The organism is Pedobacter psychrodurus, from assembly GCF_032678585.1.
GTDB classification, from domain to species: Bacteria; Bacteroidota; Bacteroidia; order Sphingobacteriales; family Sphingobacteriaceae; genus Pedobacter; species Pedobacter psychrodurus_A.
On the sequence record NZ_JAVTSN010000046.1, the window covers coordinates 1 to 26,840 of the forward strand.

Consider the following 26,840-nt stretch of genomic DNA (forward strand, 5'->3'; position numbering starts at 1 on the left):
GACGATAATTTGAGGCGATTTATCTCTATTAATAACTCCTGTCATTGATTTTATAAATAAAATTTTTTTAAGGATGATAAAACTAAAAAGGACTCATAGAATACTCCGTGTTTTCTGTGGTTCCGTGGCTAAATAATAAAAAAAACAAGTATAATTATTCTAAATACCTCACTATATTTCTTTTTGTAAAGTTTTAAATTAATTTTACAACCGATATTCCTTATCAATCATCCTTATTCTTAATTAAATTGGCAGAATACTCCGATATAGCCTCATTCGAAAACTTGTTTAAGAAACATTATAAGTTTTTAGTGCTTGTGGCCTATCAAATTGTTAGAGACGAAGCTGCTGCCGAAGATATTACTCAGGATTTTTTTATCAATTTCTGGAACAGGCGCAATGAAGTAAGTATCGAAACTTCTTTCCAGTCTTATGCTACCCGTGCCGTTAAAAACCTTTCTTTAAGTTTCCTTAAAAAACAACCGCTTTCAGTTGAACTAACCGAACATACACCGTTAAGCATTCAAACCGATTACCTGGAAGAAGAAGAGGCTTTGCTCATAAAAGAAACTGCCGACGAAAAGGTTCTCGGTTTGGTTAACCTCCTGCCTGATGAACGCAGGAAAGTTTTTATGCAATACGTAGTGGACGGCTTAAGTTATGCAGATATTGCAAAAGCCAATAACATTTCCATCAATACCGTTAAAACGCAGATGAAGAGAGCTTATGCCTTCTTAAAAGCCAAAGCTGCCGAAGATCCGCTCGCTGTGATTTTTATTGCCATCCTCTTAGGTAAAGGGAAATTCTAATCAAAATATAAATTTTATTTAATTGATAATCAGTTTGTTGAAAATTATTTAATAATTTTTTAATACTGCTGTCACCCTAAATTAACATCAATTATACTATATATTAATCCGCCGAAGAAAAAATGAACGCATCAGAAAATATCTGGATTAAGGTAATCCAACAGTTAAACAACAATGAGTTGCCCGATGAGCAATTGCTTCAACAGTTAAGTTTGGAAGAAAAAGAATTGATTGATGCCCTGCAGGCCGACCGAATGATTCCTGGTGCCAACCATTTACTTCAGCAATTGGACGAACAGCATGCCTGGGCAAATGTAAACGCTCAATTAGTGGCAAAGCGTTTGCGTTTGATGCCGTCGTTGTTGAAATATGCTGCAGTTTTATTGTTGCCTGTATTGCTTTTGGCCGGAGGTATTTTCTATTACATTAAAAATAACGAGCCTGTGGCTTTAGATCTGGCAAAGTTGACGTCAACAGATCACAATAGAGCTACTTTAGTATTATCCGATGGCCGTTCTGTTGAACTTTCTGAACAAGCCAACCAAAAACTGTCGGAAGTTGCGGGAACAAGCATTACCAATAAAAACAAAACACTTTTAAGCTATAAAGAAGATGGAGTGGCAAAGGGGGAGCAGGTGTTTAATAAACTGATTATCCCCAGAGGTGCGGAATATAAATTGGCTTTAGCAGACGGAACCACGGTAATGATCAATTCGGCATCGGTTCTTCGGTTTCCGGTAAACATCAATGCAACCAATAGCAGGGAGGTATATTTAGAAAAAGGAGAGGCTTACTTTCAGGTCGCTAAGAACCCAAACAAACCTTTTATCGTACACGCAAACGGAATGGATGTAAAAGTTTTGGGTACCACTTTTAACATCAATACATATACCAATACAACACGGACTACTTTGGTAGAGGGAAAAGTTGAGGCGAAAAGTGCAGGCAATCAGACCGCTATTCTGGCGCCAAATCAGCAGGCTGTATTTAATCAGGAAACCAAGGCCTTACGCAAAGCAGATGTAGATGTAATGCCTTTTGTGGCCTGGGCAAATGGAAAAATTGTATTCGAAGAAGCCACACTCGATGAAGTAATGAACCAGTTGAGTTTATGGTATGACTATGATGTTGAATTCCAGTTGGATAAAATTAAACAGGTTCATTTCTCAGGAGAAATTGAAAGATATGGTGACATCAAAACAGTATTAAATATTATCGAACAAACTGGCGGGGTGAAATTCGGTATTAAAAACAGGAGGATATATGTAGATCAACGTTAAACACGACATCTAACCAAACCAAAATCAAAAAAAAATCAACCAAACTATTCAAAATTAAATGAAAAAATATTTACAGGATTATTTTTCGCCTCAACTGTGCTTTTTAACGAAGGTTTTAAGTACAACAATCTGCGCGTTGGTAATCTTCAGTTCATCGCTTCAGGCTCAAAATCAGGCCAACATCAGCATTAACGTTAAAAATGCAAAACTATCTGATGCTGTTAAACAGGTAAGCAGACAAGCCAAAATGCAATTTTTCTACAATGCCGATCAATTGGATAAAAATCCAAAGGTGAGCATCTCTTTAAAAAATAAAAGTTTAAGTGTGGTATTAAACACGCTTTTAAATGGCACAGATATCACTTTTGTGATTGATAAGGACGTTGTGATTTTCAAAACCAAAGCCTTTAGCACATCAGGAAAACCAAGCATCTCACAAAAGAAAATCAGGTTAACAGGTAAAATCACTGATGAAAAGAACATGGCTGTACCAGGGGTTTCGATTCAGGAAATCGGACAGCAAAATGCCACCTCTACCGATGAAAACGGAAACTATGTGCTTTTGGTGAACGATAATAGCACTATACGTTATCAATATATCGGTTACAAAGCTGAAATAAAAACCGTTAATGTAAACGCAACCACAGAAGTCTTGGTTATGAATATCAAATTACAAGAATCTGCTCAAGGGCTTGATGATGTAGTGGTTACGGGTTATCAAAATATAGCCAAAAGAGATTTTGTAGGGTCCATTGCTTCCGTTAAAATGGAAGATATTAAGGTTGCTGGTACAAATCAGGTTGATAAACTGTTACAGGGGCAGTTGCCTGGTGTAGCCGTGACCAATTCGTCGGGTTTAATCGGATCGAAACCGAAGGTAAGGGTGCGTGGTACATCAACTTTACTGGGTAACCAGGAACCGGTTTGGGTAGTAGATGGGATTATCCAGGAAGATGCCATCCCTTTCGATTATCAGCAATTAAATTCAATTACCGGACAATCATCTAACGATGCGATAAAAAACCTGGTGGGTAGTACGGTAGCTTTTTTGAATGTTGAAGATATTCAGGATATTACAGTACTGAAAGATGCTGCGTCTACGGCAATCTATGGTGTTAAGGCTGCTAACGGTGTAATTGTAATCACCACTAAAAAAGGTAAAGTCGGCAAGCCGAGCATCAATTATTCGACAAATTTTACCACTTCTCAAAAACCAAACTACGGCCAGTTTAACTTAATGAACTCGAAAGAGCGGGTAGATGTTTCGAGGGAAATTTATGCCAAAGGTTTGCAGTTTGCCGTAACACCAGATCCTGTTTCTTATGAAGGTTTAGCCACGAGTTTATTTGATAAGAAAATTACACAGGAACAGTTTGTTACTGGCGTAAATAAATTGGAAACTACAAATATGGACTGGTTTGATGCTTTATTTCAGGTGCCTGTAAGTCAGAACCATAGTCTCAGTATTTCTGGCGGATCTGATAAAACAACCTATTATGGTTCGATCGGTTATATGAACGATAAAGGGAATTCGAAGGGAAACGAACAAAACCGTTATACCGCTTCTGCAAACATCAATAGCAGTTTAACCAATAACCTGCGCATCGGTTTAAAGCTCAATGGATCTAAAAGTACAACGGATGGTTTTTATCAGGTTGATCCCTTTAAATATGCATACAATACCAGTAGAACTATATCCGCATTTAATAATGACGGTTCTTACTTTTTCTACACAGCGCCAAATACTACATCGGGTTCATATAATTATAATGCTCTTTACGAGCAATCGCAAACGGGCAATACCAATAGGTTAAGCACCATTAATATGGCAGCAAATCTGGAATATAAATTTTTAAAAGATTTTACCTTCCAATCGCTGTTAGGCTATGGTTATAATCAAACCACTGCCAATACCTTTGCAACCGAAAGTTCAAATTACATTACGGTTATGAGGGGTTATGCATTGGGAACAGCATTACCTGGCTCTGTTGCATACCTTGCTTCTCAATTACCAATAGGCGGTGTATATAACGGTTTTTCAATGAGTAATCAGACTGTAACTGTTCGAAATAACTTAAACTATTCAAGATCACTTCGGCAAAATAAAGATAACCTGAATGTAATGGTAGGGCAAGAGGTGAGGAGCTCAAAGTACGATGGCTTAAGTCAAACCAACTTTGGTTATTTACCCGATCGCGGAAAATCATTTGCACAGGTTCCTTTAACGGTTAACACATCAATCGGGGTACTAATCAACCAGATATATGGTCAAACTATTCCGGTAATTACAGATCGCGTGTCTAATTATGTATCTTATTTTGGAACGGCTACCTACAACTTCAATCAAAAATATGTAATCAACGGGAATATTCGCACCGATGCATCTAACCGTTTCGGTCAGTATTCTAACCATCGTTTCCTACCCGTATGGTCTATTGCCGGTAAATGGAATATTGCAGAGGAGCATTTATTTGATAATCTAAACTGGTTAAATCAATTATCAGCAAGAGTGAGTTATGGTTTTCAGGGTAATGTGGCCGAAAACTTTAGTCCGGATTTAATTGCCAGAATACCATCAGGCGTTTCATCAGTTAGCACAGTGTCAGGAGAACCGTTATTAACCATTAAAAGTTTAGCCTATAAAGACTTAAGGTGGGAGCGAAACAAAACCACTAATTTGGGTTTAGATTTTGCATTTTTAAAAAATAGAGTATCGGGAACTTTTGATTATTATATTAAAAAAGGATACGATATCATTGTTCAAAAAACCATCCCCTTAGAATATGGTCTAACCACCATGCCAATTAATGCAGGGAATGTAGACAACAGGGGTTTCGAGCTTTCTGTAAATATCGCTGCATTCAGAACTCCGGATTTTGATTGGAATATCGGTTTCAATACGTCAAAAGTGACCAATAATGTACAACAGTCGGGCGCAATATCTTTAACAGATTGGCAAACTGCAGTTTCTGGTGGGTTGTATAAAATTGGTTACCCTTCATCAGCAATTTGGTCGTTCGATTTTGCCGGTTTAGATGGCACAAATGGAAATCCAACTTTTAATGGATTAAATATAACTACTAACCCTGCGGCAGTTACCGATGTGACAAAAGCAATGGTTTATTCAGGTCAGCTAGATCCCAAGTTTACTGGTGGTTTAACCAATAATTTCAGGTATAAATCATTTACGCTAAATACTTTTCTTTATATCAGTACCGGTAATGTAAAACGTTTGGCTGCTTTATATCCTACAGCAACTACGGCAAGCTCAGCGCCCTATTCGTTCCAAAATCTTTCGGCTGAACTGGTTGACAGGTGGCGGCAGCCTGGTGATGAGGCCAATACCATTATTCCGTCATTATCTTCAGCAGGCACACCATCTAGTACAGGGGTAATTGTTCCTGGTGGCTCGGCTTATGTTTTTTCGAGAACACTTTATGATTATTCGAATGCAAGGGTAGTAGACGCCAGTTTTTTGCGGTTGAGAAATCTATCACTTGGATACATCGTTCCAAATAAGCAAGTAACCCATTTAGGTTTAAAATCACTTGGATTAATGGCCTCGGTAACGAATTTGTTTTATATCGCTGATAAGCGATTAAACGGACAAGATCCCGAAGTAACCGGAAACAGTTTGCCTATTCCCAGAACCTATTCATTAACACTAAATGTTGGTTTATAATCCGTAGATCATGAGAAAATATTATAAAATACTTACGCTTATCTGTTTAACCATAAGCTTTAGCTCCTGCAAAAAAGACTTCCTGGAAGAAAGTAGTCAGGATTTGGTGCGTCCTACAACAACTACGGCCTTAAATCAGTTATTATCCGGAGAGGGTTATGCACTGAGTGCCGAATCTACGCTAAACGATTATCTGGATTTATTGACAGACGACATCCAGTCTGATTTCAATCCGAATTCGGTTATTGTTGCAGGTTTGAATAAATATGCTCCGGTTTATACCTGGCAACGTAATATGATCGATAAACTCATCGATGTTGCACCAACTTATAGCAATACCTGGTATAATTATTATGCAAGAATAAAAGGCTGCAATGTAATTTTGGACTATGTTGATCAGGTAGACGGGCCTCAAACAGAAAAAGACAACATCCGCGGACAGGCATTGGCATTAAGATCTTACTATTACCTGGTGTTGGTAAATCTTTTTGGTAAACCCTATGTAGGTACCGCTGTTCATCCTGAAACTGATTTGGGTGTTCCACTTATTTTAACAGCCGACGTTTCAGATACGCCTGTAGCCAGATCCACAGTTAAAGAAGTTTATGCCCAAATTGAGAAAGATCTGCTCACTTCGATTCCTTTGCTTGATGCCAATGGTAATGGTAACCATGTTTATAAGTTTAATGGAACGGCAGCAAAATTCCTTTTATCTAGAGTTTACCTTTACATGGGGAATTGGGATGCCAGCATAAAATATGCTGATGCAGTGATATTAAGGAAACCTGCTTTGCAACAATACAACTCAATTACTACACCCTTATTTCCAATCTCTTATGGCGTTTCGTCTCCGGAAGTGATTTGGGGGTATGGAAGTTCAACTGAATTAACGGGGATGCCATTTGGCTTAGCTGTTGGTGTTCCAGCCAAAGCTGCTTTTTCTATCTCAGATAATTTTTTAAGTACTTTTGAAACGGGCGATTTAAGGCCTACCTACAGTTTTAAAACTACCGCTTACCTGACTACTGTAATTGTAGGATACAAATCTGGTTCTGCCAAATACTCCACTGCAAATCCAACCATTAGCAACGGCAAAGCCTTTAGAACAGCTGAGGCCTATCTTAACCGTGCGGAAGCTTATATCCAAAAGGCAATAGGTGGTGATGCATCGGGCGTTACAAAAGCACTGGCCGATATTAACCTGTTACGATCAAACCGGATTAAAACAGCCAATTACTCCCCGATAACGATAACAGAGCCGGAAGCCTTATTTACCTATTACAAAGCCGAGCGTCGCCGCGAACTTTGCATGGAAGATCACCGCTGGTTCGACCTGCGCCGATGGGGAATGCCAGAGATGTCGCACACGATTCAGCTTGTTGCGGGGTCGCCACAAACGGTTACTTTGAGTGAGAACGACAGCCGTTACACCTTAGATGTGCCAACAGAGGCATTAAGACGCAATCCAAATTTGATCCAAAATCCATAGTGCTAAACTCAGATTGAAAATGAAAATCTTTAGATATTTAATGACTATAAGCCTGTTGAGCGCTGTGTTCTTGGGATGTAAAAAAGAAGAAACCTTAACACCTTCAACAATTGAGGTGCAATATAAACTGCCACAAGGCAATCACGATTACGATCCTGCATTGGTAGAACTTAATAAAAAATATGGTACATTTTTTCTTTACAAATGGAGTGCTGTAGATTTTGCTTCCAACCCGGTATATATTGGCAATGGTTTTAATGAGAGTTATACCGCAGATATTGCAGATGAAGCTTATGTTGGGAAAGTATTAACATTTATTCAGAAAAACTGGTTAAACTATTATTCCGACGAATTCTTAAAAAATAATCTTCCATTTAAAGTATTGCTTGGTCAGAATTTAAGAATGAAAGCATCTCCTACGACTAAATACACCATTTTATCCAATTACAATCAGATTACGCTCAGTAATTTTTCGGCTGATTTTGATTTGATGACCGATGCTCAAAAGAAAACTTATGTAAACAATTTACATCTCGAGTTTTTCAATTTTATAAACAGTAGAGGCAAGCTAGATATTCCGGCAGATTTTTTAACCGTAACCAATTACACTCAAACAGGTGTTACAGCAATCAATTATTATACCTATGGTTATGTATCGTACGTAGTCTCCTTGCAGGATAACAAGCCTACAAGAGATCTTCTTTCTTATATCGCTATAATTACTTCTAAGACCAAAGCAGAGCTTGATGCTACAATTTTAAAAGCATCCAATGATACTGCTGGCCTGGTGAAAAAGAAATACGATATCATCATCAATTATTATAAAACAAAATATAACCTCGATCTCCAAGCGATCGGAAACGCTGGTGTAATTTAATTGCTTATGAAAACGAAAATATTAAGTCTGTTTTTAGCATTTCTCTCGCTTTCGGCATTTTCAGCTACGATTACCGGAAGTAGGACAGGTGCAAATGAAAAATCTTCAGGTTTTTTTGTGGAGGCTTTTTCTGCAAAGGGGAGGGTGCTATTTAAATCACTGAAGTTTGATCAGAACGGAAAATTTACTTTGGATTTTCCAACAAATGAAGCTTTGCTGTACTGGATCGATAACTTTCCGGTTTACGTTTTACCAAACCAAAATCTGGATATTATGTTGCCGGCGCGCCAATCGGGGGCATTTGTTATCGGCGGACCAGCAGATCAAAAAGTAGCCACACCTGAGATATTGTTAGAAAGCAATATCAAACTGAATGGAAAATCGCCTATTGACAATTTGTTGATTAATGCGATTCATGTAGACTGGGCAGATTTAATTAAGGCAAAGAAAACGGCATTATCCGTTAAGGATATGGATCAGCAGTATGCCAATGAATTGAAACTGATCAATAAATCTAAAGAACCAGGTTTAGTTTCAATTGCAAATTTCTATAACAATATGCGTTATATGGAAGTGAAACTGCAATATTTGCGTAGCCATCAGTCTATTAAAGTAGATAAAAGTTATTTTAAAATCATTAACAAAATCTCGCTGAATAACCCTGCTGTAAATTCTTTAAAAGCCATTGGACTGAGATCGCTGATTACCAACTATTATACTTTTTTAAGGGTAAGCCAGGGCGAGGATATAAAAGAAGATGATTTAATTGATAATGGTTCTGTTGGGAAAATGGAACTTTTAATTAAGCAAGTGAGTAATGAACGGTTGATTAATGAACAATTGAGTCAAAATATCATTTACCATCTTTCGATAAGTGGCTGGGATATTCAGTTGGACAAAATTATGGTTGCGGCTATCGGAAAAACCACTGATGCAACAGTAAAACAAAACCTGATTGATTTAAGAGAAAAATACAGCAAGGTTTCTAAAAATGCAGTAGCACCTGATTTTTCAATTCCAGATGCCGCGGGTAAATTGGTAAACCTTTCTGATTTTAAAGAAAAGGTGGTAGCCATCGATGTTTGGGCAACCTGGTGTATTCCGTGCATGCACTCATTGCCTTATTTTCTTAAAATTCGCGAGAAATACAAAGACAATCCGGATGTGGTATTCATGTCTATTTCTACCGATAATGCGGCATCCAAAACAAAGTGGCTTGATTTTTTGAAGTCAAAAAACATGAATGGCATAGATTTGCATGCTGGAGATAAAAGCGCATCGGCTTTCGAAAAAGCGTATAATATTACAGGTATACCAAGATATATCTTAATTGGTAAAGACGGTAAAATTATAGAAGATCATGCACCACAGGCCTCTGAGCCTGCTTACGAAACCTTAATTCAAACCGCGCTGCAGGCCAAATAAAAAAGAACCCAAATCAATTTAAAAATGAAAAAAATTAGCAGACTATTCCTGGTCTTATTGCTACCGCTTTGCTTAAATGCACAGCAAAAAGCAGGCTTTTCGGCCACTAAGAAAAAGGATTTGTTTATTCATCATCCTCAAAACTGGCATCTGTTGTCGTTCGGAAAAGATAGTGTATATGGAACCGAAGTAAACAGGGCTTATGCCGAAATTTTAAAGGGTAAAACAGCTAAAAAAGTTGTGGTGGCGGTAATTGACGCTGGCGTTGATATCAATCATGAAGATTTAAAATCTGTAATCTGGACCAACAAGAACGAAATCCCAAATAATGGAATTGATGATGACCATAATGGTTATATCGATGATGTTCATGGATGGAACTTTTTAGGCAGTGCCGACGGAAAAAGAAATATTCAGGTAACAGCTAACGAGAACGACCGCGAATACCTGCGTTTGATGCGTAAATATGAAAATGTAGATACTGCCAAACTGAAGGGAGAGGAAAAAAAATACTTTAACCTGGTTAAACGTAAATCGGATGTTTACAGAACAGCATCTTCAATTGGTTTAGCTGAGAAGATGGCTTCAAAGTTTGATTCTATCGATCGTTATTTCCGTAAAGTTTATCCGAATAAAGTAGTCAACATCCAGACTTTTAACGAAGAAAAGCCAGAGTTTACAAATGATAAAGATTTGATTTTTGCTTTCGAGTTGTTAAAACTAAGGGCACAAGGAGCAAAATACAGTGCAGATCAACCTGCAAATATTTTGTATACCATGGCTGATTATATGATCAGTCAGGCAAAAATTAATTATCAGAATAAATTAGTGGCTGCATCAAAAGATGACCGTGCCTTCGTAATGGAAGATGTTAAGGAAGGACAAAACTGGGGCAATAATCAGTTGAGTTTTCAAAGTTCCGATCATGGAACACATGTAGCCGGAATTATCGGGGCTAATCGGAACAATAGTCTAGGGATCGAAGGCATTGCTGATCAGGTAGAAATTATGCCTGTCCGGGTAGTGGTTCCCAGTGGAGATGAATACGATCAGGATGTAGCTAAAGCCATCCGCTATGCAGTTGATAACGGAGCACAGCTGATTAATATGAGCTTTGGTAAACGCGTTTCGCCGTTAAAACCGCTGGTTGATGAAGCCATTCAATATGCAGAGAAAAAAGATGTCTTGATTGTAAGAGGAGGAGGGAATTTTACTGAGAACACAGACGAAAATGTTTTCTACCCCTCTCAGTTTTACAACAACGGTAAACAGGCTAAAAATGTAATCACAGTTGGTGCAACCAGTCCTTTTGGCGAAATCATGGGATTTTCCAACTACGGCAAAAAATCTGTAGATCTTTTTGCTCCGGGTTTCGATGTGTATTCTACCATGATCGGCAATCAATATTCGGGCATGCACGGTACGAGTATGGCTTCGCCAGTGGTTTGTGGTATTGCTGCACTTTTACGTTCGTATTATCCAAATCTAACAGCACCTGAAATCAGGAATATCTTGATCAAAACTGTAACCATTTTACCGGAAGAATGGCAGGGTAAACAAAAACTGCAGAATATTTCTGTCTCCGGAGGAATTGTAAATGCTTATGAGGCCTTAAAAATGGCTGGTTTATCTGCTAACCTAACAAAATAATCAGGATGAAAAAGATATTATATATTGCGCTATTGTTGGTTAGTCAGCATGGATTTGCACAGCAGGAAGCAAACGATGTCCAGATCAAATATGCCTTGCAACAATTTGGTAAAAACTTGAAGATGCATCATGTTAAAAACATACTTGATGCACTCGATCCATCTTTTCGCATTGCCGAATACAACGATAAGGATGTTTATTCTATAGTTCCCCAACTCGTTAATCCTGTGATTTTGGATACTGTATATTATGAAGCTATTGTTAAAAAGAACGGTAAAATCTATGCCAAACAAGTTGCTGTTCCCACATCAGGTCCTAAAATGGTTTCGTGGTTACGCATGAGCAAATTTTTAACTTTTGAGCGTATTGGCCATTTCGAACAGTTAATGGGTTATGTAGATCCTGTTTTCCAGGAGTTACAACCAGTTAAACTGCTTTCAAAAGTAAATATTAAACGCGCTTCAGGATTAATGTTTGTAGATGTAGCCATTGCCGGTAAAAAGTATAATTTCCTGTTCGACAGTGGAGCAGGTGCAACAACCATTAACGAAAACCTGGCTGCAAGCTTAAATTTAAAAATTAATCAAAAGGCAGTTGATATCAAAACAGCAGGTAAAGGTGGGCAGTTTAAAACCATCGATTCTTTAGCCCTGAACATTGAAGGCGTGAACATCCGTGGAAAACAGGTTGTGGTTGCTGATCTCAATTCTCTTTCAAAAGTTGTTGGTTTGCCAATGGACGGAATTATCGGTTTCGATCTTTTAAAAGACTATCAGGTAGCGGTTGATCTTGATGATAGCCAGATGAATATTTATAATTTCGGTTATTTTGATCAATCAACAGGGACTAAGATCCCTGTAAAACTGAGCGGTAATACAGCAAAATTAGAGGTTAACTTAAAAGTAAACAACATCAATTATCCGAGCACGCTCTTATTTGATACCGGTAATGGCGGTAGTATTTCTGGTAATTATTTCCTAAATACCTATGCAAATGGTTTGGTAGATAAACTGAAAAATAAACGTTCGAGTTCGTCAATGGATTTAACCAATCAGGTTAGTAAAGCACAGATTGGTGGTATAGATGAAATAGACATTGCAGGTTATAGCTTAAAACATCCTGTAGTTACGGTTGATCTTCCAAAAGAACAAAATCCTTATGGATTTAATAGTCATGGTTTACTTGGAATGACATTGATTGGCAGGTTTAATATGTGCTTTAATTATAACTTAAATTACATTCAGTTAAGTCCGAATAAAACTTTCAGTACACCATTAGTACCACTTTATGCCTTGGGTTTAGGTTTTCAAAAAGATGGGGATAAATTTATTGTTCGTAATGCAGACGTTGATGGCTGGGCGTATCAGGCAGGTTTAAGAAAGGGAGATGAATTGTTGAGAATTAACAATGTTGTTCCTGAATCTGTAGATCAGATTACTCAGCAATTAAGAACTTTAGCCAAAAATAAAGTTCCCTTAGAAGTTAACCGCAACCAACAAAAAATAAAGATCGAACTGAAGAAATTCGAAATCTAAAATTAATTGTTAAAAACAAAAGGCTTTCTGATCCGATCAGAAAGCCTTTTGTTTTTAATTTGTGTGTGTATATTATTTGATTGATGCGATCTCTTTTTCTACAGCCACAGTTTCTACTGCGCTGATATTGGTTTTTAAAGCGGCAAATCTATCGATAGTTAATTTTTGTGAGTTACCCATTACCAGGGTATGGTTGTCGGTAGAACCACTTAATTTCAAATCTGCATTATCTGCAATTACAGTATACAGACCTTCAGAACTGGTATTGATTTCAGCATGCGCATTTCCTTTTAAAAAGATCTGAAGATATTTTGTGGTTAATTTTCCTTCAGTTTTAACTACTGCATTTTCCGAAGCTTCAATTCTGTAAAAGTCGTTTACATAAACTGTTAATTTTACTTTATCAATACCGGTTGAAGTGATTTTTAAATTATCACCATCCTGCATCACTTTTGCAGTTCCGGTATTGTCGTCATTATAAGAAATGCCAGATGCACTTCTCTGGATAATAGTCAGCTCTACATTTCCTTTAACAGAAACTCTTTTAAAAGCTGCTATTTTTAAAATGGTTTCCGGACCTTTTTCTGTTGCAGATACACTTGTTGTAAATACAGCGGATGATAAAACGATTGCTGTTAATGAAGTTGCGATTAGGGATTTGATTGAGGTTTTCATAATATTTTTATTTAAAATGGGATATTAATTAATTGTTATCGAGTCGTTTAAGTATTTTCGTTTATGTTTTGTAGATAAGACGCCGTGAATTGAAAAACGTTGCAGACCATGTTGCGTTTTTATACAAGCCATCAGTAATACTCGACGAACAGGCTTTAATTCAAGACGAAAACTTGCAACATTTACTTATCAATTGTAAAATATTTTAAGATTCGTTATTGGATTATTCTTTTTCTTTATCTTTAAAAAGATTTTAGTCTGTTTATTTATGAAGAAAAAGGTTGTACTTGTTCAGGATAATAAAGATATCCTTGATATAATGGACCAGGTATTGGAAGAAGAGGGTTTTGATGTTACGGCATCTTTAACCACGGAACCGATAGACAAGATAGATGAAATTGATCCTGATGTGGTGATCGTGGATGATCACATTAAGGGAAAAGTGAAGGGATCTGAAATAATTAAAGCACTTAAATCTGATCCTGAAACAGAAGATGTATCTGCCGTATTAACTTCAACATCCAATAATCTACCTCAACAAGCGGAAGACTGCAAAGCCGACGATTATATCGAAAAACCATTTGATATTGACCATATGGTTGAAGTGGTAAAGAAAAATGCTTAAATTTAGGTAACCGAATCTTATTTTTTCCGGGTATTAATAAAAAACTAAATTTTATGAAAAAAAGTGTTTTTTACTTATCATGTGTTGTTGTATTTTTTCTGATCACCTCTTGTAAAAAGAATCCGGAAATTGGGAAATGGAGCGATAATATAAAATTATCTCAAAAAAAGGTAAATTTTAATGCTAACGTTAATTCAATTGTGGTAACAACCGAATCAACTGGTTGGTGGTTGGGCGGTATATCCTATAACAAAGCAAACGTTGATTTAACAAATATCAACAAAACGGATCAGGGTTTTGTTGTTACCCATGCTGATTTTCGGGTGGAACGAAAAGATGGGAACAAAATTTTGATTACCATGAACCAGAATACAACACATGCTGATCGGTTATTAACGATAGGTTTACAAAATGGAGATTATTTTGATGGTGTGGAAATCACACAATCAAAGTAAAATAGTCTTTAAGGCTTCATCAAACCACTTAAACTTCCTAAATTATTTTTACTTATTCAACGTTGGCTTAAAGGTGTCTGTTTTAACGGTTGCTTTTAGCTCGTGTAAGATGGTATACAATCCGAAATTGGTTCGGTTAACATATATAAAGTGTTTTACCCCTCGTGCTTGTTTGAATTCTGGCATTTTAGAGATCTTTTCGCCATACATGTACAACTGCTCAAAAAAATCAGGTTTGCTAAAGTCGAATGATGCGCTGATATAAGGTTTGGCAAATAAACTGATCATTTCCTTATACGATTTATGATAAAACTCAATTTGCTCAGGCGTATCATCAGCATGGATCATATCCAGTTTTCTAAACGCATCAATCGTTTTATTTTTATCGTTGATTACATCTGTCGAAATTAAAGCGAAAAATGGATAATAAAAGTCATCTGGCATCTCTTTAATACAGCCAAAATCAATTACACCCAAGTTTTCATCAGGGGTAATCATAAAATTTCCGGGATGCGGATCGGCATGTACAGCCCTGAGTTCGTGCTGTTGGAAATTGTAAAAATCCCACAAAGCCTGACCGATTTTATTCCTTAATTCCTGCGAAGGATTGGTCTGTAAAAATTCTTTCAAGTGTAAGCCCTCAATCCAATCCATGGTAATAATCCGTTTTCCGGATAATTCGGGATAATATTTAGGAAATACCACATGATCGAGGTTTTTGCAGGCTTCAGAAAATTCGATGGAACGTTTAACTTCCAGTTCATAATCTGTTTCTTCTAACAAACGTTCTTCAACTTCTTTGATGTAAATATTCAATTCTCTTTCCGACATGCCCAATAAACGGAATGCGAAAGGTTTTACCAGTTTTAAATCAGAAGAAATACTGTCGCCCACGCCTGGATATTGAATTTTAACGGCAAGTTTTTTGCCATGAAGCGTCGCTTGATGCACCTGTCCAATTGAAGCAGCATTGCTCGAATTCAGGTTAAAGCTATCGAAAATATTTTCGGGCGTTTTACCGAAATTCTTGGTGAAAGTGCGTACAATCAGCGGACCTGAGAGTGGCGGAGCATTATACTGCGATTGGGTAAATTTATCGACATACGATTTTGGCAGGATATTTTTATCCATGCTTAGCATCTGTGCAATTTTTAAAGCACTGCCCTTTAATTCACTTAACGATTTATAGATGTCGGTTGCATTATCTTCGTTTAGTTGTTCACGGTCCATTTCAGGATTGAACAGTTTTTTGGAATAATGTTTAATGTAATTGCCCCCGATCTGAATTCCTGTTTTAACAAATTTTGCAGAACGTTCTACCTTGGTTGTTGGAATACTCTTTTGTGTCTTCATCTGGTGTTTAAAACCTCATCTTATCTGCAAACTTTCCATTTCTAGATAGAAACTTGCCGTATTCTAATAAATTATCAATCGGCGAGTGCTGGAAAAGATCGAAAGTTACATTAATGCCTTTTTCGATGGCTTCATCACTTTTCTCGAAACCTTCGCTATCATCGTTGATCCAGAAATTAACTATAAACGCAAACTGGATCCATAGAGCATCTTTATACCTTTTACTTAAAAAACGGCGTTCGGCAAGCTCTCCGCTATCCAAACCTTCTTCAATAATTTCCTGTGCAAAGTTTTCAAAAATGGGTTTTACACCGGCCAGAACATCAGGAGTAGAAAATTTACCGCGATGGTTCTTTAGGCTGTAAATGACAAAACTGCGTTCGTTCTTCAGGTTTTCCAGGTAACTGTAAAAGAAAGAGAGCATTTTCTCCCTGGCTGTATATTGAAGCCAAACTTCCTGTTCTTTTATTTTGCTAATGGTTTCGAAAGTAAGCTCGAACCAAATGGTTTTTTCAATGCTTTCGAAAGAAGAGAAAAACTGATAAAAATCAGCTTCTGTAATTTTAAGTTTTTTTACAAAAACGTAAACCGATTTTGGTTTTTCGTTGTTTGTTAAAACATAATCTAAATATGCTTTTCTAATTTGTTGAGCGGTTGCCATATAGCTGTTTTTTACAAGTATAACGTTTAATTTATTTGCTTGTTTTTATCATCATTTTTTTATTGATCATGAAATTGTAATAATAGCTTTCAAAATATTTGAAAGTTGGTTTTTAGGCTAATTAATTTAGTTTAAATGATTTTCGATGTGGATAATTATTTTAAATTAAACTAAAATATTTAGTATTTTTGCTTTTGATTATTCCCTAATTAAAGTAACTCAATATGGTTCAGTTAAATGATTTTTTATATGGCAAAATGGAATTGCCTGAGGTGTTTTCTGATCTGTTGAAAACTGATGCCTTAAAGAGGTTATCTGGGATACATCAAAGTGGTGCTATCTTTTTGGTTAATCCAGACATTTGTCATTCGCGCTTAGAACATTCTATCGGTGTTGCTATGTTAATCAGGATGCTGGGAGGTTCAGAACTCGAACAGATTGCCGGCTTGTTACATGATATTTCACATACAGCTTTTTCGCATGTGGGCGATTATGTTTTTGGTAATGCTGATGAAGATTATCATGAAAAGGTTTTTGCAGAAGTTTTATGTAAATCTGAAGTGCCCGATGTGTTGCTAAAGCATGGATATAATGTAAACCAGATTCTTTACGGAACATTTGATATTTTAGAACAGCCTTTGCCATCACTTTGCGCTGATCGCTTAGATTATACTTTGCGGGATGGTATTCATGGCGGGATCATTTCGCGCCAGCGCGCACGCGAATTTTTAACAGCCATTGTATTAAGGGATGGAAAAATTGCGGTGAATGTAGAAAATGAAGTATCCTGGATAAACGAAACATTTGAGAAACTGAATAATGAATTGTTTAAATTGCCACTTCACCTTTACGCCAATGGAAAAATGGCCGAACTGATTAAAAAGTTTTTAAATAAAGGGATTTTGGTAGAAAGTGATCTGTTTAAAACCGATACCATGTTGCTGAATAAAATCAGGACTTCATATGAAGGTTACGAAGCAATTAAGTCGATCAAACAATTAAAAGGCCTGGATGAATTTATGCGCCATGGTGTAGTACCGAAGATTAAAAAAAGGACTTTAAATGCTTTGTTGGTTTAGCTTTTGCGTTGGGAGGGAAGCGCTTTGCGTTTTTATTAAGTCCGAAGTCCGGAGTCGGAAGTCTACAGTCCGAAGTCATCAGTCTTTAGCAGTTCGCCGATTAATTTGCCTTGCGTTTGGAGATAGGCGTTTAGCGTCGATTCTCTTCTTCACCCGTCCTCATGAACTTGTTTCAGGATCTATCTTGTTTATTCCGAAATCGCCGGTTAATTAGCCTTGTGTTTGGGGATAGGCATTTTGCGTCAATTAACCGATTTAAACAATTAACCGATTAGCCCAGTTCACAGTTTTCAATTTACAGTTAATCAATAAACAGATTACCCCAATGAACTAATGACTAATGAACCAATGAACTAATTATTACGTATATTGTACAAAATATAAAGATATGTCTGCAATAGAAATTATTTTAATCGGAGTGGTGATCCTGCTTATTTTTGGTGGTAAAAAACTACCAGAATTAATGAGGGGGATAGGGAAAAGTGTGAAAGAATTTAAGGATGCCAAAGATGAGCCCCCTGTTAAATAATTGCTGTAAGTAAAACTTTCTGTAATGGGTAATGTTGTCAATGAAATAAAGCGCAGAATGGAAAATCAACATCAAGACCAGGCCAAATCAAAATCAGATTTTACTGAAGAAAATAAAAAAGATCCTGTTAAAGGACAAAATGATTGGAACGATCGTTTAGATGAAAACCTGGAGCCTGAAGATCACAATGATGAAAATGCAGATGAGAAAGCAAAAGATTTCTCTGCAAAATATGGTAGTGGCGACCAGTCCGACCAAGGGGATAACTGAATATTTATCCTATAGCCAATTTTAATAAGATTGGCTTTTTTGTTTTTAATCCATATTCATTTCTCTCCAATCAAATTCTCGTTTGGAATTATGTATTCTTAATCAAATTTTTTACACTACGTCAGCGGTTTATTACACGAAAAGTGTTTTTTCAGGTAAAAATTGTTAAATTTCTAATAATTGTTTTTTCTTGTGATTTGAGAAATAGTATATTGCATTTCTAGATCAAATAACCATGTATAACGTTTTCAACTAAACTGATAGGTAATGAGCAGGCATTGGTTATTGGTTTTGTTCTTTTTGCTTTTTGCAACAACCTTTTCTTTTGCACAGAATACATCCAATAAGGGGAAAGATTTTTATGTTCCTTATGCAGGTCATATTGATGGCGAAGCATCGCGTTTAACATTGTTTTTATCTGCGGATCAGGCCACCGATTACGCTGTTTATATTGGTAATACGTTAGTTTCAGTTGCTGGTGCAAACATTCCGGCCAATACATGTTTGCCTATTGTAATCAATCCTGGCCAGTACCCGGTATTAATGGCCAGCTCTGATTTAATAGAGCGTAATAAAGCCATTCATGTGGTTACCGGTAAATCCATTTCATTGTATAGTATCATTTCGAACAATGCGCGTACTGGTGGTACTTTGGTATTGCCAACCAATACCCTCGGACAAGAATATTATGCATTTAGTTATGAAAATCAGGGAAATCAGCAAGGTTTTTCTCAGTTTACCATTGTGGCTACAGTTAATGCTACAGAAATTGAAATTACGCCTAATCAGGCTGAAAGAAATGGTAAGCGGGCTGCCAATGCTACCTATACAATAACTTTGGATAAAGGAGATGTATATCAATATCAATCGGCAAGCGATTTAACCGGGAGTCATATCAAATCTTTAAATTGTAATCCAATTGCCGTATTTACAGGTAATACCTGGGCCGCATTCTGTAATCTCGGTAATCCTCGTACCCCAAGTGGTGGTGATAATCTCTATCAGCAGGTTTTTCCGGTTTCATCTTGGGGCAAAAATTTTGTGACTGCACCTTTTTATAATACATTGCATGGCAATACAGACATAATGAGGGTAATTGTTGCTGAAGACAATACCATTGTTACGGTTAATGGAAGTACCGTTGACGCCAATGGAACTTCACTTTCAAATCCTTATAATAAGGGAGCAGTAATTACCTTTTTTTCTACCAGTGCAAATGTGATTTCGGGATCGAAGCCCATTTCTGTTGCACAGTACCAAACCTCTCAAACTTGTAATCAGAATAATCCTGCTGATACCAGATTGAATGGTCCATATCCTGGAGACCCAGAGATTACTGTGCTTAATCCTGTAGAACAAACATTAAATAATATTACGGTATTCTCTGATTTAAAATCGGTGAGGGTTCCCACCCAGATTGATAAATACTATTTAAACGTGATTATTAAAACAGCTGATATTGCTTCTTTTAGGTTGGATGGTAATCCTGTGAATAATTTTATCACAATTGATAATACATTTAGTTATGCGATAATTGATGTTACGAATACTCAACCTCAACATAGGTTATCTGCTGCTGGTGGCTTCTCTGCCATTGCTTATGGATATGGCTCTGTCGAGTCATATGCTTATCTGGCTGGTGCAAATATTCAGAATTTTACCTTTCAGCCCAAAAGTGCTGCTACCGGACAACCCATAACCAGTGGCTGTTTAGGGGAGCCCATTAATTTAACTATAAATCTGCCCTATAAAGCCCTTAAGTTAGAATGGGAGATACAAGGTGCCACTCCTTATACAATTAATGCTCCGGAGCCTACAGGTTCTTTTACAAGGGCAAATGACATTAATACTTATTATATTTATACATACCCTGATGAATTGAATTACCCTACGGCTGGCGATTATCAATTTAAGGTTATTGCTACTAAACCCAATGCCGATAACTGTGGCAATACCGAAGAGCTGATTATCGATTTTTCTGTCGATAACCAACCAACAGCTGCTGCTGATAATCCACCCACAGTTGGTTGTCAGTTAAGTGGAATCCTGTTTAAGGATAAAAGTACATCCAATTCAAATTCGAGAAGCATAACAAACTGGTTATGGGATTTTGGGGATGGTAAAACATCTCCAGAGCAGAATCCTGTTCATATTTATGAGCTTCCAGGGACTTATAATGTAGTATTAACCGCAACAACGGATACGAAGTGTTCGGAAACTTCAGCGATTTACCCCATTGTGATTAATCCTCAGCCAGTGTCTGATTTCGAGGTCAAGGGTTTATGTGTAGGGAAGCCTATCCTTTTAACTGAAAAGTCAACAATCGCAACTCCTGGAACTATCGTGAAATGGGTATGGGATTTTGGTGATGGAAGTACCCCATCCAATGAGCAGAATCCCGTTCATCAATACACTGCCATTGGTTCATACCAAATCACTCTGACCACTGTTAGCGACAAGGGATGCGAGAATTTAAAATCCAAAATGGTTACGGTGATTAGCCCGCAAACAGTAGATTTTGAGCTGCCAGATTTTTGTTTGGCAGATGGAATAGCTAAGTTTAGAAATATTTCTAAAAATGCGGATGGAACGACCTCTGGTTTAACGGCGCAATGGACCTATACAGAAAATAATAGCAACCCATTGGGTAGTTCTGTTGGTTTGGATGGCGCTTTTACGCCTCCTGCGCCTGGAGATTATACCATAACGCTGATAATGTCAAATCAGGATGGATGTATGGTGCCAGTTTCAAAAAGTTTCACGGTTAATGGTGATGTTAAAGAAGCTGATTTTGAGATTATCAACAACAATAGCTGTGCTAGTGAAAATATTCTCATCAAAAATACTTCAACTGCTATTTCGGGCAACATTACCAAAATTGAGATTTATAGAGATTATGGCAGAGAAGCCGTGATTTATAAGACAATCCCATATCCCGACGCCAGTGATATTGCCATTAAGTATGATAATTTTGGTGGCTCAGTTGATCGGAAATTTATCATAAGACTTGTTGCTTATTCGGGTGAAAGCTGCTCGAAGTATTCAGATCAGGAGGTTACCGTAAAACCTGTGCCCCAATTGGAATTTGATGATATGGCATCTATTTGCGAAGCTGACGGAACCGTGCTGATTACGCAGGCGAGACAGAAAGCTGGTGAAGAAATGAATGGTCCACCAGGTGTATACAGTGGCGATGGCATAAGAGCAGATGGAACTTTTAATCCTAAAATTGCTGGAGTGGGTTTCCATGAAATCACTTATACCTATACTGGTGATAATAGCTGTTCGGCTTCGATTACTAAAAGCATAGAAGTATATAAATCGCCGGTTGTTAATGCAGGTACTGAGATCTACATCCTTGCTGGCGGTCAAATAGAAATTCCAGCTACGGCCGAGGGTATAAATTTAAAATATGCATGGTCGCCTGCAACAGGCCTCAGCAGAACAGATGTATTGAATCCAATAGTATCACCAGATAAGGATACGGAATATACACTCACAGCCACTACGCAGCCAGATGGATGTGCAACAACATCAAAAGTGTTGGTAAAGGTATTGCAAGCCTTAAACCCACCAAATACCTTTACGCCAAACGGAGACAATGTAAACGATACCTGGATTATTAAATATTTAGAATCTTACCCGAATGCCACGGTAGAAGTTTTTAACAGAAACGGAAATAAAGTGTTTTTCAGTAAAGGATATAAAATTCCTTTCGATGGAAACTACCAGAATGAACCACTTCCGGTTGGCGTTTATTATTACATTATTAACCCGCAGAATGGGCGAAAAACAATTACAGGACCGCTCACTATAATCAGATAAAATTGAAAAAATTCCTCATCATATTCGCGCTTTTTGCATCATTTAAAGGTTTTGCACAACAAAAACCACAGTATACCCAATACATTTTTAACCAGTATCTGTTAAATCCGGCACTTTCTGGTATTGAAAATTATCTTGATTTTAAAGCCGGTTACCGTAAACAATGGTCGGGAATTACTGATGCACCACAAACCTCTTTTGTATCGGCACATTGGGCCCTGGGCGACAAACAGTTGTGGAGTAATGCGCTAACATCGTTTCCTGAACAAACAGGTAACCCGATGGATCGGAATTATATGCAAAATTATATGTCGTCGCCTTCACACCATGGAATGGGGGTGACCGCTGTGCTGGATAAAACCGGTCCGATAAAAAGATTAGACGCAAATATTACTTATGCCTATCATTTACAGTTGAGTAATGATTTTAATTTATCAGCTGGCGTTGCAGCAGGCATTTCGAGTATTTCGTTAGATGTAAATGCACTTACTTTCGATACGCCGATAGATCCGGTAATGAATAGAGCACTAATTAATCAGATAAAACCCGACCTCAGCATTGGTTTATGGTTATACGGTGCAAGGTTGTTTGCTGGTTTGTCTGTACAGCAGATTTTACCGCAAAAATTAAGTTTTTCTGGCGATAACAATTACAATTTAGGCAAAGAAGCGCCACATTATTTTGCCACAGCTGGGTATAAGCTTTTTGTAGATGACGAAATCTCAGCAATACCTTCGGTGATGGTAAAGTATGTATCACCTGCACCGGTATCGGTTGATTTAAACCTCAAACTGGCTTTTAAAGATAAAATATGGTTGGGTGGAAGCTATCGTAAAGATGATTCCTTTGCAGCAATGGCAGGTTTCAATATCGGTAAAATGGTTAATTTAACCTATTCTTACGATTTTACCACTTCTGAACTGAACCAGGTGAGTAACGGCAGTCACGAAATAGTATTGGGCTTATTGTTAAATAATATCTACAAAGTACCATCGTACATTAGAATGTGGTAATCTAGCAGTCTTCAGATTTTAATAAATATGCAGCTTGTAGATTGGAGCGCAAACCTGTATAGGACAGTAAGTTTCCTCCCGTCTATTAAGCTAATGGTTTTTAACCACAGATGGACACACCTGTCCGACTGGTCAGGCGGGAATAAACACTGATCTTGATATCCCCGCCTGAACGGTTGGGCAGGTGTGTCCATCCTTTTTATCTCCCGAAATCGGGACAGGTTGTGGTTAAATTATGTTTGGCTGTGATTAGGGCTTGACTTAATGACATTGGGGTAATGCTTCAGCCGGGGCTAAATGGCTAAAATAGTTTTTCATTTTTGGGGTTGCGACGGAAACCTTTGTTCTTAAACCTGACAACAGCGGCAGCTCCCGATTTTTCATCGGGACTATAGCGAATGGCAGGACTGTAAACCGCCAAGCACACAGAACTGCTCATTTCCAATCACACTAGATAGTCTATATAGTGTGCAATGCTTTCAGTTGGCAGTTTGCAATTGAAACCTTGCAGTAAACTGAAAACCAATAACTGAAAACTGTGAACTGAACTAAAGTTCTTTCCTTAACCTGGCAACAGGGATATTCATCTGTTCACGGTATTTGGCAACCGTTCTTCTGGCGATGTTATAACCTCTTTCTTTTAAAATTTCAGTCAGTTTTTCATCTGCCAAAGGTTTACGCTTATCTTCATTGCCGATGCAGTCTTCTAATATTTTTTTAACTTCTTTGTTCGAAACTTCTTCACCATTTTCGGTTTGGATGGCTTCTGAGAAGAATGATTTTAATAAAAAAGTACCAAATTCAGTCTGTACATATTTAGAATTCGCCACCCTCGATACGGTTGAAATATCCATATCGATCTTATCTGCAATATCTTTTAAGATCATTGGGCGCATTTTACGCTCATCGGCCGTTAAAAAATATTCGTATTGATAATGCATAATGGCATTCATCGTTTTTAACAAAGTCTGTTGTCTTTGTTTAATGGCATCGATAAACCACCTGGCCGAATCCAACTTCTGTTTAACAAACTGAACGGCTTCTTTCAGCTTTTTATCTTTTGATGAGGCTTTATCATAATGCTCGAACATTTCCTGATACGAACGGCTTACCTTTAATTCAGGAGCATTTTTTGAGTTTAAAGTCAGGATCAATATGCCATCATTATTGCTGATGTGAAAATCAGGAATAATTTGCATCTGTTTGGTAGTTACCTGATTGGCATCACCCGGTTTTGGGTTTAAACGCAAAATTTCGTTAACCACCTCCTTCAATTCTTCGCTATCTAAGCCTAAACTTTTTTCTAATTTATCGTAATGTTTGCGGGTAAATTCATCCAGATAGTTTTCTACAACATTCATTGCCTTTACTATGATTGGATTGTTTGAATCTTTCTTTTTTAATTGGATAAGCAAACATTCTTTCAGATCTCTTGCCCCAATGCCCGGAGGATCAAAACTCTGGATCAGTTTTAGCATCTCCAATACATCTTCTTCTTCAACAATAACATTCTGCGAAAAAGCAAGGTCATCGATCATCGAACCCAGCGGACGGCGTAAATAACCATCGTCGTCTAAACTGCCGATAATCTGTTTACCGATGATAAAATCCTGATCGGATAGGGGGATAAGGTCTAATTGTTCCTGTAAACTTTCGAAAAAGGTACTTTCGATGGCAATAGGGGTTTCTTTTTTCTCCTCATCGTCATCTCCATTATTGTAGTTGGTGCTATAGTCGTTGGCAGCGTCGTCCTGCAGATAGTCATCCACATTAAACTCATCCATGCTGGTGTCTTCTGATGATTTTTCGTAATCCTCTGGACCGTCGTTTAAATCATCGTATTCGCTTTTTGGCTCATCCTGAGTCATTAAACTTGGATCTTCAAGCGCTGGATTTTCTTCCAGTTCTTCTTTTACCCGGGTATCTAAAGCAACGGTTGGCACCTGCAACAGTTTAATAAACTGTATTTGTTGAGGTGATAACTTTTGTAATAATTTTTGTTGTAAGTGTTGCTTTAGCATATTAAATATAAAAGAATGTGGCAAAAATAAACAATAGATTTCAGATATTCTGCTGATTTGAGCTAAATGCTATCGATATGTTTGGTTTTAAAATTATTTCCTAAACATTTGTATTGAGTTTAATGTTTGCTACTTTAGTAAATAAAAAAACTAAAACTTAATAAATTATGGGCTTTGTAAAAGAATTTAAGGATTTTGCAGTTAAGGGAAACGTACTTGACCTGGCTGTCGGTGTAATCATTGGGGCTGCATTCGGGAAAATTGTTAGCTCTTTGGTTGAAGATATTATTACACCAGCGGTTTTAGGACCAGCGCTAAAAGCGGCAGGTTTAGAAGATCTTAGCAAACTCACCATTGCCGGTACCGCAATTAAGTATGGAAATTTTCTTTCGCAGGTAATCTCTTTTATCATCGTTGCATTGGTTCTTTTCCTTATTATTAAAGGTGCCAATAATTTGAAGAAAAAAGAGGCCGCCGCTCCAGCAGCAGCACCGGTACCAACTAAAGAAGAAGTACTTTTAACTGAAATTAGAGATTTATTAAAAGCTAAAGCATAACATATAATAAAGCCATCCCGATTTTTCATCTGGATGGCTTTATCTTTAATAGCTTTTTTTTACAGTAGGATCGGTTATGATGATATAATCGCCAAGGCTTTTAAATTTCTCCCAATCTGGCTGAGCAAAACTTTCATTGGAAAAAGATGAGATATTCAGGATTTTTAATTTTGGATTTAGTTTTGCCAACTTGGCCAATGTGCCCAATTTTTCATCACTATGGAAACGGCCGTTGAGCTGCATTACCTTCACGCCTTTATTTGTCTTAACAAACTTGTTTACAGACCACGCCATGGTGGCATCCCATAAGTTTTGGGTCTGATAAATCTGCATTGATCCCATGTTATGGCCGCCTAAAGTTTCTGCGAATTTTTCATAATATCTGCCCTGGGCAGTATCAACAGGTAGCGGTGGCAAAAAATTAAATGATGTTTTGGGGAATTTTTCCAATACCTTCAGTCCGCCCATGGTAACTGCATTGCTGTAACGTGTTGCGGCGTTGGCGGCAATTACTTGTAGATGGTTCTGTTTGGCATATTCTACCAAAGGCCTGTAGTCTTTATAATTTCCCCAGGCCCTTCCTTCCTTAATAAAGTTTTTTTCCGAAATTAATCCTGCTAAGTACTCATCAACTTGGGGTTGTACATCAGTATGGAACATTTCTAATGATAAGGCCGTTTTTTGCGGGTATTTATCGCTGAGTTTTTTAAATATTTCCGCTTCCAGGTAATGCCCGATGGAATCATTGTGGTCTTCTCCAAAAAACAAAACATCTGCAGCGCTCATGTCGGCAACTAGATCCTCTATCGAAATGGTCTTTTGCTTTTTTACATCGTAAATCTTATAATGGCTACTGATTTCCTGTGCATAGAGAGCTGTAGAAATAGAGAGGACAAAGATTAATAGGGAAAATTTCATACCCTCAAATTAACAAAATAATTTTCACCGATAAAATAAGGTCACTTACCGCCTTTTACCGAGTTCTTGCACGTTGCGTCTGTTATGATCGGGCGCTTATCCATACTTTTAG

General features: G+C 37.4%; 21 protein-coding genes. 16 read left to right on the plus strand and 5 right to left on the minus strand.

Translation table 11 applies throughout. From position 1 onward, the window contains the following. Nucleotides 1-248: 248 nt before the first annotated feature. The 8 genes from R2S57_RS24135 (at nt 249) to R2S57_RS24170 (ending at nt 12,747) form a co-directional block, all read left to right on the plus strand. Nucleotides 249-809 (plus strand): RNA polymerase sigma-70 factor, encoded by a 561-nt coding sequence (locus R2S57_RS24135; RefSeq protein ID WP_316847485.1) that lies wholly within the window; start codon nt 249-251, stop codon nt 807-809. A gap of 122 nt (nt 810-931) precedes the next feature. Beyond that, nucleotides 932-2,089: a FecR family protein gene (locus tag R2S57_RS24140; RefSeq protein WP_316847486.1), complete on the plus strand. Its 1,158-nt coding sequence runs from the start codon at nt 932-934 to the stop codon at nt 2,087-2,089. A gap of 58 nt (nt 2,090-2,147) precedes the next feature. Beyond that, on the plus strand, nt 2,148-5,771 hold the full coding sequence (locus R2S57_RS24145; protein WP_316847487.1) for a SusC/RagA family TonB-linked outer membrane protein: 3,624 nt from the start codon (nt 2,148-2,150) through the stop codon (nt 5,769-5,771). A gap of 10 nt (nt 5,772-5,781) precedes the next feature. Further along, nucleotides 5,782-7,260, plus strand: coding sequence for a RagB/SusD family nutrient uptake outer membrane protein (locus tag R2S57_RS24150; RefSeq protein WP_316847488.1), 1,479 nt, complete (start codon nt 5,782-5,784; stop codon nt 7,258-7,260). 19 nt (nt 7,261-7,279) lie between these two features. Then, a complete protein-coding gene (locus R2S57_RS24155) occupies nt 7,280-8,137 on the plus strand; it encodes a putative zinc-binding metallopeptidase (RefSeq protein ID WP_316847489.1) in 858 nt (285 codons plus the stop codon). A gap of 6 nt (nt 8,138-8,143) precedes the next feature. Continuing rightward, the gene (locus tag R2S57_RS24160; protein WP_316847490.1) at nt 8,144-9,562 is read left to right on the plus strand and encodes a TlpA disulfide reductase family protein; all 1,419 of its coding nucleotides are present in this window, start codon (nt 8,144-8,146) and stop codon (nt 9,560-9,562) included. A 24-nt stretch (nt 9,563-9,586) separates the two neighbouring features. Continuing rightward, nucleotides 9,587-11,212 (plus strand): S8 family serine peptidase, encoded by a 1,626-nt coding sequence (locus R2S57_RS24165; RefSeq protein ID WP_316847491.1) that lies wholly within the window; start codon nt 9,587-9,589, stop codon nt 11,210-11,212. A 5-nt stretch (nt 11,213-11,217) separates the two neighbouring features. Next, nucleotides 11,218-12,747, plus strand: a complete 1,530-nt coding sequence (locus tag R2S57_RS24170; protein ID WP_316847492.1) for a retroviral-like aspartic protease family protein — start codon at nt 11,218-11,220, stop codon at nt 12,745-12,747. A gap of 72 nt (nt 12,748-12,819) precedes the next feature. On the opposite strand, the gene R2S57_RS24175 is transcribed toward R2S57_RS24170, so the two are convergent. Continuing rightward, a complete protein-coding gene (locus R2S57_RS24175; RefSeq protein WP_316847493.1) occupies nt 12,820-13,422 on the minus strand; it encodes a GIN domain-containing protein in 603 nt (200 codons plus the stop codon). A gap of 268 nt (nt 13,423-13,690) precedes the next feature. Between R2S57_RS24175 and R2S57_RS24180 the strand changes: the two genes are divergently transcribed. Further along, nucleotides 13,691-14,047: a two-component system response regulator gene (locus tag R2S57_RS24180; protein ID WP_316847494.1), complete on the plus strand. Its 357-nt coding sequence runs from the start codon at nt 13,691-13,693 to the stop codon at nt 14,045-14,047. Between the two features lie 53 nt (nt 14,048-14,100). Continuing rightward, nucleotides 14,101-14,502 (plus strand): hypothetical protein, encoded by a 402-nt coding sequence (locus R2S57_RS24185; RefSeq protein ID WP_316847495.1) that lies wholly within the window; start codon nt 14,101-14,103, stop codon nt 14,500-14,502. 48 nt (nt 14,503-14,550) lie between these two features. Here the strand turns inward: R2S57_RS24185 and R2S57_RS24190 are convergent, their stop codons facing one another. Further along, the gene (locus tag R2S57_RS24190) at nt 14,551-15,855 is read right to left on the minus strand and encodes an ABC1 kinase family protein (protein WP_316847496.1); all 1,305 of its coding nucleotides are present in this window, start codon (nt 15,853-15,855) and stop codon (nt 14,551-14,553) included. A gap of 7 nt (nt 15,856-15,862) precedes the next feature. Then, complete coding sequence (locus tag R2S57_RS24195; protein WP_316847497.1) at nt 15,863-16,516, minus strand: TetR family transcriptional regulator C-terminal domain-containing protein; 654 nt, start codon at nt 16,514-16,516, stop codon at nt 15,863-15,865. A gap of 224 nt (nt 16,517-16,740) precedes the next feature. On the opposite strand from R2S57_RS24195, the gene R2S57_RS24200 reads away from it, so the two are divergent. The 5 genes from R2S57_RS24200 (at nt 16,741) to R2S57_RS24220 (ending at nt 23,232) form a co-directional block, all read left to right on the plus strand. Beyond that, nucleotides 16,741-17,595: an HD domain-containing protein gene (locus R2S57_RS24200; RefSeq protein WP_316847498.1), complete on the plus strand. Its 855-nt coding sequence runs from the start codon at nt 16,741-16,743 to the stop codon at nt 17,593-17,595. A gap of 388 nt (nt 17,596-17,983) precedes the next feature. Continuing rightward, nucleotides 17,984-18,124 (plus strand): twin-arginine translocase TatA/TatE family subunit, encoded by a 141-nt coding sequence (locus R2S57_RS24205; RefSeq protein WP_029280163.1) that lies wholly within the window; start codon nt 17,984-17,986, stop codon nt 18,122-18,124. Between the two features lie 57 nt (nt 18,125-18,181). Beyond that, nucleotides 18,182-18,394, plus strand: a complete 213-nt coding sequence (locus tag R2S57_RS24210; protein WP_316847499.1) for a hypothetical protein — start codon at nt 18,182-18,184, stop codon at nt 18,392-18,394. A gap of 267 nt (nt 18,395-18,661) precedes the next feature. Beyond that, the gene (locus R2S57_RS24215) at nt 18,662-22,219 is read left to right on the plus strand and encodes a PKD domain-containing protein (RefSeq protein ID WP_316847500.1); all 3,558 of its coding nucleotides are present in this window, start codon (nt 18,662-18,664) and stop codon (nt 22,217-22,219) included. Between the two features lie 2 nt (nt 22,220-22,221). Continuing rightward, complete coding sequence (locus R2S57_RS24220) at nt 22,222-23,232, plus strand: type IX secretion system membrane protein PorP/SprF (RefSeq protein WP_316847501.1); 1,011 nt, start codon at nt 22,222-22,224, stop codon at nt 23,230-23,232. Between the two features lie 548 nt (nt 23,233-23,780). Here the strand turns inward: R2S57_RS24220 and rpoN are convergent. Further along, nucleotides 23,781-25,253 (minus strand): RNA polymerase factor sigma-54, encoded by a 1,473-nt coding sequence (gene rpoN, locus R2S57_RS24225; RefSeq protein WP_316847502.1) that lies wholly within the window; start codon nt 25,251-25,253, stop codon nt 23,781-23,783. 167 nt (nt 25,254-25,420) lie between these two features. Between rpoN and mscL the strand changes: the two genes are divergently transcribed. Continuing rightward, a complete protein-coding gene (gene mscL, locus R2S57_RS24230) occupies nt 25,421-25,810 on the plus strand; it encodes a large-conductance mechanosensitive channel protein MscL (RefSeq protein ID WP_316847503.1) in 390 nt (129 codons plus the stop codon). Between the two features lie 45 nt (nt 25,811-25,855). On the opposite strand, the gene R2S57_RS24235 is transcribed toward mscL, so the two are convergent. Continuing rightward, the gene (locus tag R2S57_RS24235) at nt 25,856-26,728 is read right to left on the minus strand and encodes a ChaN family lipoprotein (protein ID WP_316847504.1); all 873 of its coding nucleotides are present in this window, start codon (nt 26,726-26,728) and stop codon (nt 25,856-25,858) included. Nucleotides 26,729-26,840: the final 112 nt, after the last annotated feature.

Bases quoted from the DNA above. Each gene is read 5' to 3' on its own strand.
- R2S57_RS24195 (WP_316847497.1), bottom strand. From the start codon at position 16,516: ATGGCAACCGCTCAACAAATTAGAAAAGCATATTTAGATTATGTTTTA.
- R2S57_RS24200 (WP_316847498.1), top strand. From the start codon at position 16,741: ATGGTTCAGTTAAATGATTTTTTATATGGCAAAATGGAATTGCCTGAG.
- R2S57_RS24190 (WP_316847496.1), bottom strand. From the start codon at position 15,855: ATGAAGACACAAAAGAGTATTCCAACAACCAAGGTAGAACGTTCTGCA.
- R2S57_RS24185 (WP_316847495.1), top strand. From the start codon at position 14,101: ATGAAAAAAAGTGTTTTTTACTTATCATGTGTTGTTGTATTTTTTCTG.
- R2S57_RS24150 (WP_316847488.1), top strand. From the start codon at position 5,782: ATGAGAAAATATTATAAAATACTTACGCTTATCTGTTTAACCATAAGC.
- R2S57_RS24165 (WP_316847491.1), top strand. From the start codon at position 9,587: ATGAAAAAAATTAGCAGACTATTCCTGGTCTTATTGCTACCGCTTTGC.
- R2S57_RS24215 (WP_316847500.1), top strand. From the start codon at position 18,662: ATGAGCAGGCATTGGTTATTGGTTTTGTTCTTTTTGCTTTTTGCAACA.
- R2S57_RS24205 (WP_029280163.1), top strand. From the start codon at position 17,984: ATGTCTGCAATAGAAATTATTTTAATCGGAGTGGTGATCCTGCTTATT.
- R2S57_RS24175 (WP_316847493.1), bottom strand. From the start codon at position 13,422: ATGAAAACCTCAATCAAATCCCTAATCGCAACTTCATTAACAGCAATC.
- R2S57_RS24235 (WP_316847504.1), bottom strand. From the start codon at position 26,728: ATGAAATTTTCCCTATTAATCTTTGTCCTCTCTATTTCTACAGCTCTC.
- R2S57_RS24180 (WP_316847494.1), top strand. From the start codon at position 13,691: ATGAAGAAAAAGGTTGTACTTGTTCAGGATAATAAAGATATCCTTGAT.
- R2S57_RS24160 (WP_316847490.1), top strand. From the start codon at position 8,144: ATGAAAACGAAAATATTAAGTCTGTTTTTAGCATTTCTCTCGCTTTCG.
- R2S57_RS24170 (WP_316847492.1), top strand. From the start codon at position 11,218: ATGAAAAAGATATTATATATTGCGCTATTGTTGGTTAGTCAGCATGGA.
- mscL (WP_316847503.1), top strand. From the start codon at position 25,421: ATGGGCTTTGTAAAAGAATTTAAGGATTTTGCAGTTAAGGGAAACGTA.
- R2S57_RS24140 (WP_316847486.1), top strand. From the start codon at position 932: ATGAACGCATCAGAAAATATCTGGATTAAGGTAATCCAACAGTTAAAC.
- R2S57_RS24210 (WP_316847499.1), top strand. From the start codon at position 18,182: ATGGAAAATCAACATCAAGACCAGGCCAAATCAAAATCAGATTTTACT.
- R2S57_RS24145 (WP_316847487.1), top strand. From the start codon at position 2,148: ATGAAAAAATATTTACAGGATTATTTTTCGCCTCAACTGTGCTTTTTA.
- R2S57_RS24155 (WP_316847489.1), top strand. From the start codon at position 7,280: ATGAAAATCTTTAGATATTTAATGACTATAAGCCTGTTGAGCGCTGTG.
- rpoN (WP_316847502.1), bottom strand. From the start codon at position 25,253: ATGCTAAAGCAACACTTACAACAAAAATTATTACAAAAGTTATCACCT.